Genomic DNA, 14,048 nt, shown 5'->3' with positions numbered 1-14,048 from the left:
AATTATCCGGTGAAAATAATCGCTCTATCGCTACAATTTTCAAGCAATCGGGAAGTTGAAATTCTCTTCATCAGATCGCAACATTATCTTCAATGAAATAAAACCTCATTTGAATAGCGGAAGGTCATCGGGAATATCATCGAGTTTATCACGATAGAGACTTACAAAAGTTTCAAGGTCACAAAGACTTCCAAGATCGGAAGCACCACTTTTCGCGCTTTCCTTTTTTCCCGCTGGATTAGCGTTATCCTGTTTTTCGGGTGTTTTGGCTTTTTCTTGCCTCTCTTCCATACTGTCTTTTTCATCTTTTCCGGATAAACGGCATTCCGGATTGGTATAAATTTCGCGGGCAATCGGGTTTTTCTCGGAAAGCGGCGTTAGAAACCGCCATTCGTCAAGTGTTCGGGCAGTAAATGACAATTGCACGGCTAAGCGGCCGGTTTTGTTATTTTTATAACGCTTGAATATCAACATGCCACCGGGGGGAATATCGTCTGCCGGATAGGAAGCAAGTTTCCAATGAAAATCCAATATGGTTTTGATTTGTGAAATATTGGTGTCGTGGCCGACAAATATAACAAGGGGTGCACTCAGTTCCGGAAAGCTCTCTTTGTTTTCCGCCACGCTACCGGCAGTAAGGCTATCGGTTATTTTATGCATTAAAATATTGCCGCCGGTTCTTGCAATTTCCATTGTATTGTCGAGAAGATCATATTTTGCCGCATGGAGGCTCATGAGTTTCAACACATCGCCCGCATTTTTTACGTGCCCGAATGCCACCTCTTGAAGGGGCAATCCTTCACTATATTGCAAGCGGATTGTTTCCGAAATTGCACTGGCAGCCGAGACCGGGCCGGTCAATTTGTATTTTCCGGATTTTGTCTTTTTGAGACCCCATTTTTCATCAAGAAATTGGCAGTCTGTCACGCCTGTGCCACACACGATTCGGCGCAACCACTCCACATCATCGGCATATTTTCGTGCCGCTTTTTCGGGCGAGCCGCCCATAGCTTCCATCACTTCATCTTCAACCTTTTTCGGGTCGGGTTGTGCTAACCCCATTTCCACAGCCTGAAAAAGCGGGTCTTTTTTTTGAAGCGGCAAATGGCTTGGCGTTATACCGCATCCGGAAAACATACCGTCGGTTAAAGCTTGCGCTGTTGCAACAGTCCGCTCGATCGGGCTTGCCCGGATAAAGACTTCTCTTGTCGTCGGACAAGGGGCGGAGAGCGCAAGGCCTTCGCTTTTCCAGTTTTCAAACATATAGCGGGATTGGTCGACAATACCGGCATAGCCATGACCGCTCAAATTTCCGTCGGGAACTAACCATTGCGGCCATTTCTTGCCGGTTGCTTGATCGAGTTTTGCAGTGTCGTTTTGCGGGCGCACGCCATGGCGCATCAAAACCACCACCTTGTCCAATGTGTAATCGGAAAAATCCTCACCGGCTATCGCCTCCGGTTTTGATAAAGACAAACTCAACAACAGAACGACAATGAAAACCGCCATCAAACAATATAGTTTAGCCCACAAAAAACGGATTGTTGTCATAGACATGTCGGTTGATTTTTTCATGTGGTGATCGCCTGCCAGCTCCGGCTTTAAAAAATTGTCGATTTATTCAAAAGAATGTCGTCAATTTCACAAATAGTCATTACGCGTTTTTTTGACAGGAAAGAATGCAAAAAAAAGCCCGATATTTCCCGCCGTTATTTGAGGAAAAATGTATTGCGCATTTAAAAGATCGCGTTCTGTTTTCTTTTCTATCAAGCACAAATTTCGCTGCCACCAAGCACAAAATGACCGGAATGATGACAATTCAGCTAAATAAATAATACGTCAATAAGCACGAAGCCCGCCCACAAATAAACTCAAGAATATAATAACATCAGTACAATAAAAAACAGCCCCCTGAGGAGCTGTCTTATTTGGTGCATATCTAGCTTGTTAACAGCCAGACCGCATTTTCTAATCTGTGAACATTAAATTATATGAAAATAACCAGTTGTCAATAGTTTTTTATTCTTGCTTATTTTTTCCTCTTGTTTAAATTTTTCAAGAATTTTACGTGAGGGGAGCGGTTATGACTGCTGAAAACTATTCCAATGTACGTTTTTCTTTCGATATTGGCACCAATTCCATCGGCTGGGCGGTTTTTCAATTAAATGACAAGCAGGAAGCGACAAGCATTCTGAATGCCGGTGCACGTATTTTCAGCGATGGTCGGGATCCGCAAAGTGGTGACCCGTTGGCGGTAAGGCGGCGTCAAGCACGTTCGGCTTCCCGTATGCGCGACCGCTATCTCCGTCGCAGAAAAAGAACATTGGATAAATTGATAGGCTATGGCCTTTTGCCTGAAGATAAAACCGAGCGTGATAAAATACTTCTTGAAACGAATGACAAACCATCCGGTTCGACTGACAAAAAGACCGATCCCTATTCGTTAAGAGCACGGGCACTTGAAGAAAAATTGCCCTTGGCCTATGTGGCGCGCGCACTTTTCCATATCGGGCAAAGGCGCGGCTTCAAATCCAACCGTAAAGCCGATCGTAAAAGCAATGAAAAAGGCAAAATCGCTGTTGGTATTGAAGAATTGTCAGGCTTGATGCACCAAAGCCACGCGCCGACTCTGGGCGCTTATCTTGCCAAACGGCGGGAAGAGGGGCATGTCGTGCGCCTTCGCGCCAATTCCGAAGCCTTGACAGATAAGGCTTACGCCTTTTATCCCGAACGCGCCATGCTTGAAGACGAGTTTCACAAAATCTGGCAAGCGCAGGCAGAATATTATCCCGATGTTTTAACAAAAGAGCGGGAAGAAGAACTGTTCCATGTCATGTTCTTCCAGCGCCCGCTTAAAGAACAAAAGGTGGGCTTGTGTACCTTGGTTGAAGGCGAAACAAGGCTTCCCAAATCCGACCCGCTTTTTCAGCAATTCCGCCTTTATAAAGAAATCAATGAATTGGCGATTATCCTTCCCGATTTGTCACAACGCAAATTGACCATGGAAGAGCGCGATACGCTCATCACATTGATGCGCCCGGCAAAAACAAAAACATTTGCGGCACTTCGCAAAGCGTTGAAAATTCCGGCCGGCGGGCGCTTCAATAAAGAAACCGAAAATCGCAAACAGGTAACGGGCGACGAAGTCTATTCGGTCTTTTCAAAGCCGGAACTTTTCGGGGGAGATTGGGCCAAATTTTCAACAGAGCAACAGCGCGAAATTGTCGACCAACTGGAGAATGAAGAAAATCCCGATAAACTCGAAGAATGGTTGAAGGGCAAATTCCCGAAATTGTCGGATGAACAGCGGGCTGAAATCATCAATGCCAATCTGCCCGACGGTTATGGGCGTCTCGGAATTACAGCAACATCCAAAATTCTGGAACAATTGAAGAAGGATGTGATTAGCGAAGCCGAAGCGGCCCATCGTTGCGGTTTCGATCATTCATTGGCAAATCGCAATTGGAAGGGATTGGACGAATTGCCACGCTATCAGGAGGTTCTGGAACGCCATATCGTTCCGGGAACCGGCGACAAGAATGATATTTATGACATTTATAAGGGTAGGCTCACCAATCCGACCGTTCATATCGGGCTCAATCAGGTTCGTCGTCTCACCAACAGGCTCCTCAAGGCTTATGGCAAGCCGCAGCAAATTGTGGTTGAACTTGCCCGCGATCTACCCTTGTCGCAAGAGCAAAAACGCGAATATAATAAAACCAATAAAGATAACACTGATGCGGCCAAAAGACGTTCCGAAAAGCTTGGGGAAATCGGCAAAAGAGACAATGGTTATAACCGTCAATTGCTGAAACTTTGGGAAGAGCTGGGGGATGACCCGAACGATAGAAAGTCCATCTATTCAGGAACACGGATAACCGAGCCGATGCTGTTTTCCGGCGAAGTGGAAATCGATCATATCTTGCCTTTTTCACGCACGCTTGATGACAGTAACGCCAATAAAATTCTTTGTTTGCGCGAAGAAAACAGAGTGAAACGCAATCGCGCACCGGATGAAGTGTCAGAATGGCAAGGCCGTTATGATGAACTTATCGAGCGGGCAAAAAAATTGCCAAAAAACAAGCAATGGCGTTTTACACGCGGTGCAATGAAAAAAGCTGAAGAAAATCGGGACTTTCTTGCCCGTCAATTGACAGATACACAATATCTGGCAAAGCTTGCCCGCGAATATTTTGATAGCCTTTATCCGGGGGAAGAATTGAACTCGGAAGGTGACTTCAAAAAAGTTCAACATGTGTGGGCAATTCCTGGCAAATTAACAGAACTTCTTCGCCGCAATTGGGGGTTAAATTCTCTGCTCGCGGCTGAAGGTGATGAAAGCGCAAATCATCCTAAAAACCGTAAGGATCACCGCCATCATGCCATTGATGCTATGGTGATCGGCGTCACAACGCGCTCCCTTTTAAAGCGTATTGCAACGGCTGCCGGAAGGTTCGAGGGCGAAGATTTCGAGAATTTTGTCAAAAAGGCAGTTTCCGAAATTTTGCCGTGGGAGAATTTCAGGAACGACGCGAAAGACGTTGTCGATAAAATCATCATCAGCCATAAGCAGGATCATGGCACAATAAGCCGTGCCGGTTACGCTCAAGGCAAGGGCAAAACCGCCGGACAGTTGCACAATGAAACAGCCTACGGCCTAACCGGTGAAACGGATGAAAAGGGCAATAAAGTTGTTGTCACGAGAGAGAATTTCTTGTCGCTCGAAAGTAAAGATATTCCAACAATTCGTGACCCGAATTTACAAGCTGAACTTTATAGTGCAACGCAAGGTTTAGACAAAAAAGAATATCAGGAAGCTTTGCTCCGTTTTGCACGTGACCATAAGCTTTATAAGGGGATCCGCCATGTCAGGGTGCTCCTGCCTCGTAATGTCATTGAAATAAAAGACAAAAATGGTGAACCCTATAAAGGCTATATGGGAAATTCAAACTATCGCTATGATGTTTGGGAAACTTTGGACGGCAAATGGAATAGCGAAGTCGTTTCAATGTTTGATGCGCACCAACCAAAATGGGAATCTCAATTTCATAAAAATAACCCGACAGCGCGCAAAGTGTTGAGCCTGCAACAAAATGATATGGTCGCTTATAATGATCCGGAAAAGGGGCATGTGATTGCCCGCATTGTCAAATTCGGTCAAAACGGCCAGATATTTTTCGCTCCCCATAATGAAGCGGATGTATCGGCGAGGGATTCGAATAAAAACGACCCCTTTAAATTGACTGTTAAAACAGCAACGGGGTTGAAAAAAATGCAATTCCGGCAAATTCGTGTGGATGAAATGGGGCGCGTTTTCGACCCCGGTGCGCAGGACAGAGAGTCAAAACAGGCAAGGTCATAGGAAATGAACCCTGTTTATAAAAAACTGTTGAGAACATGCCGTTTTGCGGCATGCTCTTTTCATGGATAGAATAGTTGACATACCTGCTGATGGCTTACACCTTGCCATAAAAAGCACCTTGCCATAAAAAGAGGTTTTTTAACCGTTTCCAATCGAGAGAAGCGGAAGTGGGGCGGGTTGCGCTTGATGATGTTGGAGCCTTAATTACTCATTCTTATGGTTTGAGTTGGACAAATCACGTCTTTATCGAGTTGTCCGAACGCTCTATTCCAATCGTTTTATGTGGAAATAATCACCGTCCGGTTGCTATCGTTTGGCCGGTAGAAGGCCATTCTGTTCAAGCTGTGCGGATGAAAGCGCAGGCATCGGCACCAAAGCCGATACAAAAACAGATTTGGGCAGAAATCGTTCGTTGTAAAATCAGGCTACAAGGCGCAGTGCTCAAAGCTTGTGGCAAAGAGGGGGCGGCTTTTGTCTCCATTGCCCGTCAGGTGCGTAGCGGTGACCCGGAAAATAAGGAAGCACAGGCCGCCCGCAAATATTGGAAATCATTATTCGGAACCGCGTTCAAGCGTGACATAGCACATGAAGGCATCAACAGCCTTTTAAATTATGGTTACATTGTTCTGCGTGCACTTGTTTCACGCGCCATTTGTGCTGTCCATCCAACATTGGGCGTTTTTCATTCACATCGTGCCAATGCCTTCGCGCTTGCTGATGATTTGATGGAACCTTATCGTCCTTTTGTTGATCGCATGGTCTTCCACCTGCTTACTCAAGGAAAAACAAAAGTTGATGCCGGGGTAAAAGCTTATCTTGCTTCACTTTCAACACTTGATTTGAAAAGTCATGTTGGAACGTCGCCTGTCAGCCAGCAAGTTCAATAGTTTGTACATTCGGTTGCGGAAAGTTTTGAAACGGGAAAGGTCAAGTTGGCTTTACCTGATGAGCGTTCAATTTTTTCTTTGGAAAACAATTCGGTTCAAATTGATGAGGCGTGGGGAGAAGATGACAATTATGACAGCCTATCTTGAGCGTGCAACATCGGGTCCTAAACATTTAAGCGGGTATCGATTAATGTGGATATGAGTTACTTTCGGCTTACCGGTAGACACAAGAAAACAGCGCCACGACGCAACGAAATTCAGACAATTTTTGTTGGATATTGGCTTCGAGATGAGCGAGTTCTCGAACTATCTGCGTTTCTGTAACGGAAAAGAACAATTTGAATCTTATGTCAGGAAGATCGAATGCTCCTTGCCTGAACGAGGAAACGTCTATATTTTCCAATTTACCGACAAGCAATATGAAAATATCGTAAGATTTTCCGATCAAGCACGTAGGAAACGTCAAAAAAATCCCGCTCAACTGGTGTTATTTTAACGAAAAACAGCATTTTTTTTAAAAAAAATGTCCACTTAAACCTTATAAAACAAGGAGTTAAGTGGACATCGGTTGTAACAGATTAGAAAATGCGGTCAAGCCGCAACATCGACATTCGGCAAAGGTTTTCCGCAAAAGTTGTAACAGATTAGAAAATGCGGTCAAGCCGCAACGTAGGCAAATGCCAAGAGTTTTCTCCAAATGTTGTAACATATTAGAAAATGCGGTCAAGCCGCAACAGAGAAATTCATCGGTTCACCAAGTGTAATGTTGTAACAGATTAGAAAATGCGGTCAAGCCGCAACGGCACTCTTTTAACAGGCCGGTACGACCATGTTGTAACAGATTAGAAAATGCGGTCAAGCCGCAACAGAACAGACGTCTTATCAATTCAATTCTTAGTTGTAACAGATTAGAAAATGCGGTCAAGCCGCAACGCATTGATGGCGTTAATCGTGTCGCAGTCAGTTGTAACAGATTAGAAAATGCGGTCAAGCCGCAACGCCCTAGTTTTGCCATGACTTCTTTGGTTTGTTGTAACAGATTAGAAAATGCGGTCAAGCCGAAACAGAACGCTGGTAAAACGTCTCTATAGTCAATCTTTACTTCATTCATGAAACTGTTTGTTGATTTTATATTTCAATTATATTATATTTTTCTTGGACACCGAGCCATCCGGAGCGCCACCTTTTTGGTGTTGGGGGTTTCCGACCCAACGGTGTCGTCAAATTTTTCCTTTTTTGCTTTCTCAAATTTTCCAGCAACGTTTGATGTAAATTTGCTGTAAAGTCGTTATATCGAACGATGAAAGTAAGATATTTTTTCAAGGGTGGGTCAAGCAAATTGATCGTGCGCTTATGTGAAAATATTGTTAGATCTTTAGAGAAAACGTGGAAGATACGCCAAAAAAATCGAAATTTACCGGTGTTATTTTAATGAAAAACAGCATTTTTTTTAAAAAAAATATCCACTTAAACCTTATAAAACAAAGGGTTAAGTGGACATCGGTTGTAACAGATTAGAAAATGCGGTCAAGCCGCAACTAGAATGTTGGTTCAATCATTTTAAAGGCTGTTGTAACAGATTAGAAAATGCGGTCAAGCCGCAACTACGGGCGATAACAATACGGAGCGTGGTTTGTTGTAACAGATTAGAAAATGCGGTCAAGCCGCAACACATCTTCAACCGCCGGCACATCGCCGAGGGTTGTAACAGATTAGAAAATGCGGTCAAGCCGCAACAAAATAGAGCCGACAGCTACCGCCATAAGGGTTGTAACAGATTAGAAAATGCGGTCAAGCCGCAACTATTTGCTGTCACTTCTTAACGAAGCTATCGTTGTAACAGATTAGAAAATGCGGTCAAGCCGCAACCTTGCCAGTTCGAAGTCAATGACACGTAAGGTTGTAACAGATTAGAAAATGCGGTCAAGCCGCAACAGAATTCATCCGTGATGCGGTTGAAGCAAAACTTAATCCTCCCAAAAATAAACAGCCGACAATACCGGTGATGGCATATTTAACTCAAAAACACTTGGATGGTATTAAAGCTTTAGTCGGCAATCATGGTCGTGCAAAATTCATCCGTGACGCTATTGATGCAAGGATCATGCAAGAAAAGAACAAGCAGGCAAAAAAGCTGAAAAAAGCTCTTGTTAGCTCATAACGTTCCGTCTTGATTTCTTTCACAACGCATATATTCAATACCATCTATTAGAACCGTATGTGGCAGGATTTTTAGCTCCATTGATTGGTTGTATCTTTCCCCAACATCATCACATTGCCATGTTATGTGATATTTCTTATCGGGCGTCAAAAATATTTTTTGGCTTTGCAAATGCTCTCTAATTCTCCCATTGTGCCATCATCGGCATCAAACATGAGCACATGATTGTTGAATGAAAATTCTTGGTCCGGTAATTTGCAAACTTCCGGCGACGTTTGCTCTACATAATAACCGGAAACGACAGGCAGCTTTATCTTCCCTGCCTGCCCCGTTTGAGCTAACAGCAAAACAAACGATATAAAAGCAATCATTCTCTTAACGAGCATTTTGTAGCTCCAATGTCTTGTTGTAACAGATTAGAAAATGCGGTTAAGCCGCAACACTACAGGAGAAGATGAATGACACGAGTTTTTTGTAACAGATTAGAAAATGCGGTCAAGCCGCAACTAGTCTAAGACCTTGTCCCATTACCAAACTGTTGTAACAAATTAGAAAATGCGGTCAAGCGGCTGTAGAATATGTTTTGGTTTCATCAGTGTTGTGCCGTGGATTGTTTGCCCTTTTCGTTCAAAGCATGTCCCGCATCACGTGGCAATGTGCGGAAGATGAAGACATCAAACGCGATATTATCAAATTGGTATCAAACGGTATTTCTAATGCGTACTCATCAGATTGGATGAAAGAATATCATCTTGAATGCACACGCGATTTGATAAATTCATGGCTTGCACAAAAAACAGAAAATAGAAAACAAGCAAGAAAATTTGCTGCGGCCATTGTAGACGCAAAGCGTAAAACGGCGTTACAGTTGAGAAAATTATTCATTAACAATAAAAAATATTAAAGTTATAATAAAAATAATTTACAATAATAAAAATGTTTCATATCTTCTTCTTAAGAGAGAATTTTGGCAAGAGTTACAAGAGGCACCATATTGAAACTTACTTCAATGATTGCACTGGCAGTAAAAAGGACATTTGAAGAGCGGCTTGAAAAGTGGGCAGAGTTGGAAGAGTGGAAGGAAGAAAGGTACAGATATTGCCTTAATCAAGCTATTAATTCTGGTGATAACGATCGGTATAATGACCTGATAGCCACCCATCTTCCTGATTGCTAATATTTTTTAAATTCAGCAAAAAATTAAAGCCCCTTTTGATAGGGGCTTTTGTTTGTTTGGTTTTCTATCCAGAACCTTAATACTCAAGCGTACGAATTTGGATATTTTTCTTTCATCTCGCTGTAGTAATTTTTCAACCGATGTAAAAAACGTGTTTTTATGCCTTGAGCAACACCGGCCTTTATCACGTCTGGCAGATAAAATTTCATATAGTTATTTGCCATCTGTAGATCTTCGGTCAAATGTCCGAATATTTTAGTAATAAATCCAGCTTTTGTCAGATTATTCGGACGGAAGAAAGCATCTGTAATTTCTACATAGATTGTCCTTATATCGGAAAATTTTATTTTTAGGCCTTCTGGCCAAGATTCACTAAAAAGCTGGTTTCTAATGATTGGAGCAATACACTTTGGAGAAGGTGTTCACAAAAGATCGTTTTTAAATTCGTCCGGTGTCATTTCAGCCCATTCTTTGCCAAATGAACTATTACGCATAAGCCAGTGTGCGTAAATGACATTTTTCGACTGCGTCAGTGTCGGGATTACATAAGTTTTGTCGAAATTCGTCCCATCTGCACCCCACGTCTTGGCTTGGCCGTATAAATTTACATGCCAAGAATCATATGCATTTTGTACAGGTTTCTTATCGACAATCAATTGTGCTGGAGAAAAATCTCCTTGGCAAAAAATCTCGACAACACGCCTACCGGTGAAAAGTGTTAGTAGAACGCCTATTTTTACCGCTTCTTCACGTGATAAGTGTTTGGATTTTTCCTTTGCTTCATCGAGAAGTGTTGACCACACACCGGAGTTGTAACAGATTAGAAAATGCGGTCAAGCCGCAACAAACGACTTCAGAGATCAGAACTTGGCCGCATGTATCAGCCTATAAAACGCGATCAGGCTGCAAACATGGTCAATAAAGCCAATATTGCAGCCTGAACACGACAGATTAGAAAATGTGGTCAAGCCGCAACAAAGTGTCAATCACTAGTTTACGCGTTACAGTTTATCAGATTAGAAAAAGCGGTCAAGCGCGGCCATTCCGAACGGGTGCATAACTAAAGAAGTCGTTTCAAAGAAAAGGAAAATCATGGCGGAGAGGGAGGGATTTGAACCCCCGATAGAGTTGCCCCTATGCCGCATTTCGAGTGCGGTGCTTTCAACCACTCAGCCACCTCTCCATAAAGGCGAACTTTATTTGATAAACAAATATCCGAGCGCGTTAGCGGCTAAATAGCTGGCAATTGGCTTTGACACAAGCCCCTTTTTTTAATTTTTGGAAAATTCCGTTCCCCCTTTCAAATCTGTTTTGTTCATTTTGCGCGGGGCCATGGGCGCGTTTTTAAAAAACGCATCAGAGTTTTCCGGCTCTTTTACTGTTTGCCCGACAAAAAATGGTTTGTTGTCAAATGCATCCGGTTTTTCGCCATGATTGCCGGTTAATTCACAAAAAGCTTTCCGGTTTTTTAAAGCTGGTCGATTGACAAGTGAAGAAAACTTCTGCATAAATCGGCCAAAGGCGTAGTGTGTCTACATTTGTGTGAGAAAGTGTATCTGCACTTGTCTAAAATTATGCCGGTCGGTTTTTAGGGCTGGCAAATTTTAAAAGACTGATAATTTTAACGACTGATAAAAAGACGGGCTGTCTCATCGCTTTGAAAGTGTTGGACAAGATCCGGATGGAACGAAAGGGTAAAAAATGTTCGCAGTCATCAAGACGGGTGGTAAACAATACCGTGTTTCCCCCAGCCAACTTGTGAAAGTTGAAAAGGTCGCTGGCAATGCCGGTGATATTGTGGAGTTCAATCAGGTTCTCGTTGTTGGCGAAGGTGAAACAGCAACAATCGGAACTCCTGTGGTTGCCGACGCGTTGGTAACAGCAGAGGTTGTTGAACAGGCACGTGCACGCAAAGTTATTGCTTTCAAAAAGCGCCGCCGCCAGAATTCAAAGCGCATTCGTGGTCATCGTCAGGAATTCACCACAATTCGCATTTCCGAAATTCTTACAGGTGGTGCAAAGCCTTCCAAGGCTGCAACAAAGCCGGCTGAAAAAGCAGCAAAACCGGTAGCCGCCAAAGAGGCAGCACCAAAGGCTGAAAAACCGGCTGCAAAGAAAGCCAAAACAGAAACAACCGAAAAAAAAGCAGCGCCGAAAAAGGCAGCCGCTAAAAAGTCGGAAGAGTAAGAGAGATTAAAGGAGAACAACCATGGCACACAAAAAAGCTGGTGGTTCCTCGCGTAACGGTCGCGATTCAGAATCAAAACGCCTAGGCGTTAAAAAATTTGGTGGTGAAGCAGTTATTCCGGGTAACATCATTATCCGACAACGCGGCACACAATGGCACCCTGGCGAAAATGTCGGCATGGGTAAAGACCATACATTATTTGCCCTTAAAGCAGGCAAAGTATCTTTCTGCGTCAAAGCGAATGACCGCTCCTATGTGTCGGTGATTCCGATGGCGGAGGCAGCAGAGTAAGCCGGAGCTCTTAAATAAAACCGGCGTCCCATTGGACCCCGGTTAGCTTCCAAAGCAAATTAAAGGGAAAGATGGGACACCATCCTTCCCTTTTTCTATTGCTCCAGGAGGTAACTATGAGCACTGAATTATTAGAAGAAATAAGAAAGAGGCCGCCCAGAACCTTGGATTGCCCGGTTCTGGTAACTGAAAGGCTTGTTTTACGCGCACCCAATGTAGAAGACATGGACGCCATTGCCGATCTCGCCAACAACCGGAATGTATCTGCCATGCTTCAATCTGTGCCTTTTCCATTCACACGAAAACATGCAGCAGAATACATTCTTCGTTCGGTGGCGGGCGAGATGGGCTATTGCGCCTATGCCATTACCAAAGCCGAGGATGGCGCATTTATCGGTGCCTGTCATATCAAGGACCGCGAAGAGGGCGAAGGCCTGAGCCTGCGTTACTGGATTGGCAAACCCTATTGGAATATGGGCTATGCAACAGAAGCGGTTGGCAGCCTGATTGATGCCGCTTTCCGCGCAACCGATATTGATGCGCTCTATGTCTCGAATTTTGCGGCCAATAAAGCTTCCCGCCGCGTTATCGAAAAACAGGGCTTTGAATATATCGGAACATCCGAACAAAACTCGCTGGTTTCCGGTCTGGTTATTGCCGATAATTATGTCCTCGAACGCGAAAAATGGATCGGCCAGTTGAGCAAATGCGCCTGAACATGCCCGCTTCAATGATGAGGCCTAAAAAGCTTGGCTGAACAAGCAAGGCTTAAAAGCTTGGTTGACAATCAGGCCTTTTATAAAAAAGGCCTGATGAGGCCGTTTCAATCGAGCCAATTGGGTGAGATTGGCCGAGTGGGGCAGGCTCGTTCAGTTTTAGCCACGCATAAAAATTGACAACAGCAAACCGGATGCGACAAACCGGTTTAACTCGCTGTCTTAAGGTTTATCATTCTGTCTTAAGCCCACTTTATCAAAGCGGGCTGCTTGTTAGGTAGCACGGCGCATTCACCAGCATTTATAAACGGAAAGCTTTCTTAAAAAATCGAAACGGCGGTTCACAAAATTGCTTGAGGTCTTTGTAAAAAAAAGCCCGACCATGCCGGCTGATCCGGTATTGGTAAGCCCACTTCTACCTTGCCCGAACGATGAAATTTCGATATTTTTTTTGCCTTACGGGACAAGCAAATTGATCGTGTGCTTATGTGAAAATATGATTAGATTTTTAGACAAAACGTGGAAGATACGTCAAAAAAATCAAAAATTACCGGTGTTATTTTAATGAAAAACGGCATTTTTTTTAAAAAAAATATCCACTTAAACCTTATAAAACAAAGGGTTAAGTGGACATCGGTTGTAACAGATTAGAAAATGCGGTCAAGCCGCAACACGCCCGCGTCGGTCCAGTTTACGCGCCCCGTTGTAACAGATTAGAAAATGCGGTCAAGCCGCAACTGGACATGGGGGACGTTTACGGTCAAGCTCGGTTGTAACAGATTAGAAAATGCGGTCAAGCCGCAACTCGCCATCAAAAAGCGTGGCTTTGATTTTAGTTGTAACAGATTAGAAAATGCGGTCAAGCCGCAACATAATGTCCTGGTAATACAATTCGAGTGCGTTGTAACAGATTAGAAAATGCGGTCAAGCCGCAACGGAAGTTTCCATGTTCCCGTTCAAAATATCAGTTGTAACAGATTAGAAAATGCGGTCAAGCCGCAACGCAACGTCTTTGAACAAAAAGCCGCCTTCCGTTGTAACAGATTAGAAAATGCGGTCAAGTTGCGACGGAACGCCGGTAAAACGTCGTTATACTCAATCTTTACTTCCTTCATGATACTGTTTGTTGATTTTATTTTTCAATTCCATTATATTTTTCTTGGACACCGAGCCATCCGGAGCGCCACCTTTTTGGTGTTGGGGGGTCCGACCCAACGGTGTCGTCAAATTTTTCCTTTTTTGCTTTCTCAAATTTTCCAGCAACGT

General features: G+C 43.6%; 8 protein-coding genes, 1 tRNA gene, 2 pseudogenes and 3 CRISPR repeat arrays. Of the genes and pseudogenes, 7 read left to right on the top strand and 4 right to left on the bottom strand.

Annotated elements, in window-relative coordinates:
* Nucleotides 1-105 precede the first annotated feature (105 nt).
* The gene (locus BBC0122_RS09000) at nt 106-1,575 is read right to left on the bottom strand and encodes a histidine-type phosphatase (RefSeq protein WP_077993179.1); all 1,470 of its coding nucleotides are present in this window, start codon (nt 1,573-1,575) and stop codon (nt 106-108) included.
* A 508-nt stretch (nt 1,576-2,083) separates the two neighbouring features.
* Between BBC0122_RS09000 and cas9 the strand changes: the two genes are divergently transcribed.
* The 4 genes and pseudogenes from cas9 to BBC0122_RS13030 all read left to right on the top strand — a co-directional run bounded on the left by cas9 (nt 2,084) and on the right by BBC0122_RS13030 (nt 8,410).
* Nucleotides 2,084-5,362 carry a type II CRISPR RNA-guided endonuclease Cas9 gene (cas9, locus tag BBC0122_RS08995; protein ID WP_077993175.1) on the top strand — a complete coding sequence of 1,093 codons (3,279 nt, stop codon included), beginning with the start codon at nt 2,084-2,086 and terminating at the stop codon, nt 5,360-5,362.
* Between the two features lie 167 nt (nt 5,363-5,529).
* Nucleotides 5,530-6,249, top strand: coding sequence for a type II CRISPR-associated endonuclease Cas1 (gene cas1 / locus BBC0122_RS08990; RefSeq protein WP_077993172.1), 720 nt, complete (start codon nt 5,530-5,532; stop codon nt 6,247-6,249).
* A gap of 214 nt (nt 6,250-6,463) precedes the next feature.
* Nucleotides 6,464-6,745, top strand: a pseudogene (gene cas2, locus BBC0122_RS08985) (CRISPR-associated endonuclease Cas2); the annotation flags it as partial.
* Between the two features lie 71 nt (nt 6,746-6,816).
* A CRISPR array of direct repeats spans nt 6,817-7,314; the repeat unit is 36 nt; unit sequence GTTGTAACAGATTAGAAAATGCGGTCAAGCCGCAAC.
* 437 nt (nt 7,315-7,751) lie between these two features.
* Nucleotides 7,752-8,184: a CRISPR direct-repeat array (repeat unit 36 nt; unit sequence GTTGTAACAGATTAGAAAATGCGGTCAAGCCGCAAC).
* A gap of 70 nt (nt 8,185-8,254) precedes the next feature.
* Nucleotides 8,255-8,410, top strand: a complete 156-nt coding sequence (locus BBC0122_RS13030; RefSeq protein ID WP_188318019.1) for a hypothetical protein — start codon at nt 8,255-8,257, stop codon at nt 8,408-8,410.
* Nucleotides 8,411-8,556: 146 nt separating this feature from the next.
* Here the strand turns inward: BBC0122_RS13030 and BBC0122_RS08980 are convergent, their stop codons facing one another.
* The 3 genes and pseudogenes from BBC0122_RS08980 to BBC0122_RS08965 all read right to left on the bottom strand — a co-directional run bounded on the left by BBC0122_RS08980 (nt 8,557) and on the right by BBC0122_RS08965 (nt 10,770).
* Complete coding sequence (locus tag BBC0122_RS08980; protein WP_149866671.1) at nt 8,557-8,781, bottom strand: hypothetical protein; 225 nt, start codon at nt 8,779-8,781, stop codon at nt 8,557-8,559.
* Nucleotides 8,782-9,670: 889 nt separating this feature from the next.
* Nucleotides 9,671-10,390, bottom strand: a pseudogene (locus BBC0122_RS13185) (protelomerase family protein).
* 290 nt (nt 10,391-10,680) lie between these two features.
* Nucleotides 10,681-10,770 (bottom strand) — tRNA-Ser (locus tag BBC0122_RS08965).
* A gap of 518 nt (nt 10,771-11,288) precedes the next feature.
* On the opposite strand from BBC0122_RS08965, the gene rplU reads away from it, so the two are divergent.
* From rplU to BBC0122_RS08945, 3 genes are all read left to right on the top strand, one after another.
* Nucleotides 11,289-11,774 (top strand): 50S ribosomal protein L21, encoded by a 486-nt coding sequence (rplU, locus tag BBC0122_RS08955; protein WP_075914085.1) that lies wholly within the window; start codon nt 11,289-11,291, stop codon nt 11,772-11,774.
* 22 nt (nt 11,775-11,796) lie between these two features.
* Nucleotides 11,797-12,066 carry a 50S ribosomal protein L27 gene (gene rpmA, locus BBC0122_RS08950; RefSeq protein WP_075868982.1) on the top strand — a complete coding sequence of 90 codons (270 nt, stop codon included), beginning with the start codon at nt 11,797-11,799 and terminating at the stop codon, nt 12,064-12,066.
* Nucleotides 12,067-12,182: 116 nt separating this feature from the next.
* Nucleotides 12,183-12,782, top strand: a complete 600-nt coding sequence (locus BBC0122_RS08945) for a GNAT family N-acetyltransferase (protein WP_225868098.1) — start codon at nt 12,183-12,185, stop codon at nt 12,780-12,782.
* A 636-nt stretch (nt 12,783-13,418) separates the two neighbouring features.
* Nucleotides 13,419-13,851: a CRISPR direct-repeat array (repeat unit 36 nt; unit sequence GTTGTAACAGATTAGAAAATGCGGTCAAGCCGCAAC).
* Between the last annotated feature and the right edge of the window lie 197 nt (nt 13,852-14,048).

It is taken from the genome of Ditibartonella choladocola, assembly GCF_002007565.1.
Classification (GTDB): domain Bacteria; phylum Pseudomonadota; class Alphaproteobacteria; order Rhizobiales; family Rhizobiaceae; genus Bartonella; species Bartonella choladocola.
This window is presented reverse-complemented; position numbering and strand designations above follow the sequence as displayed.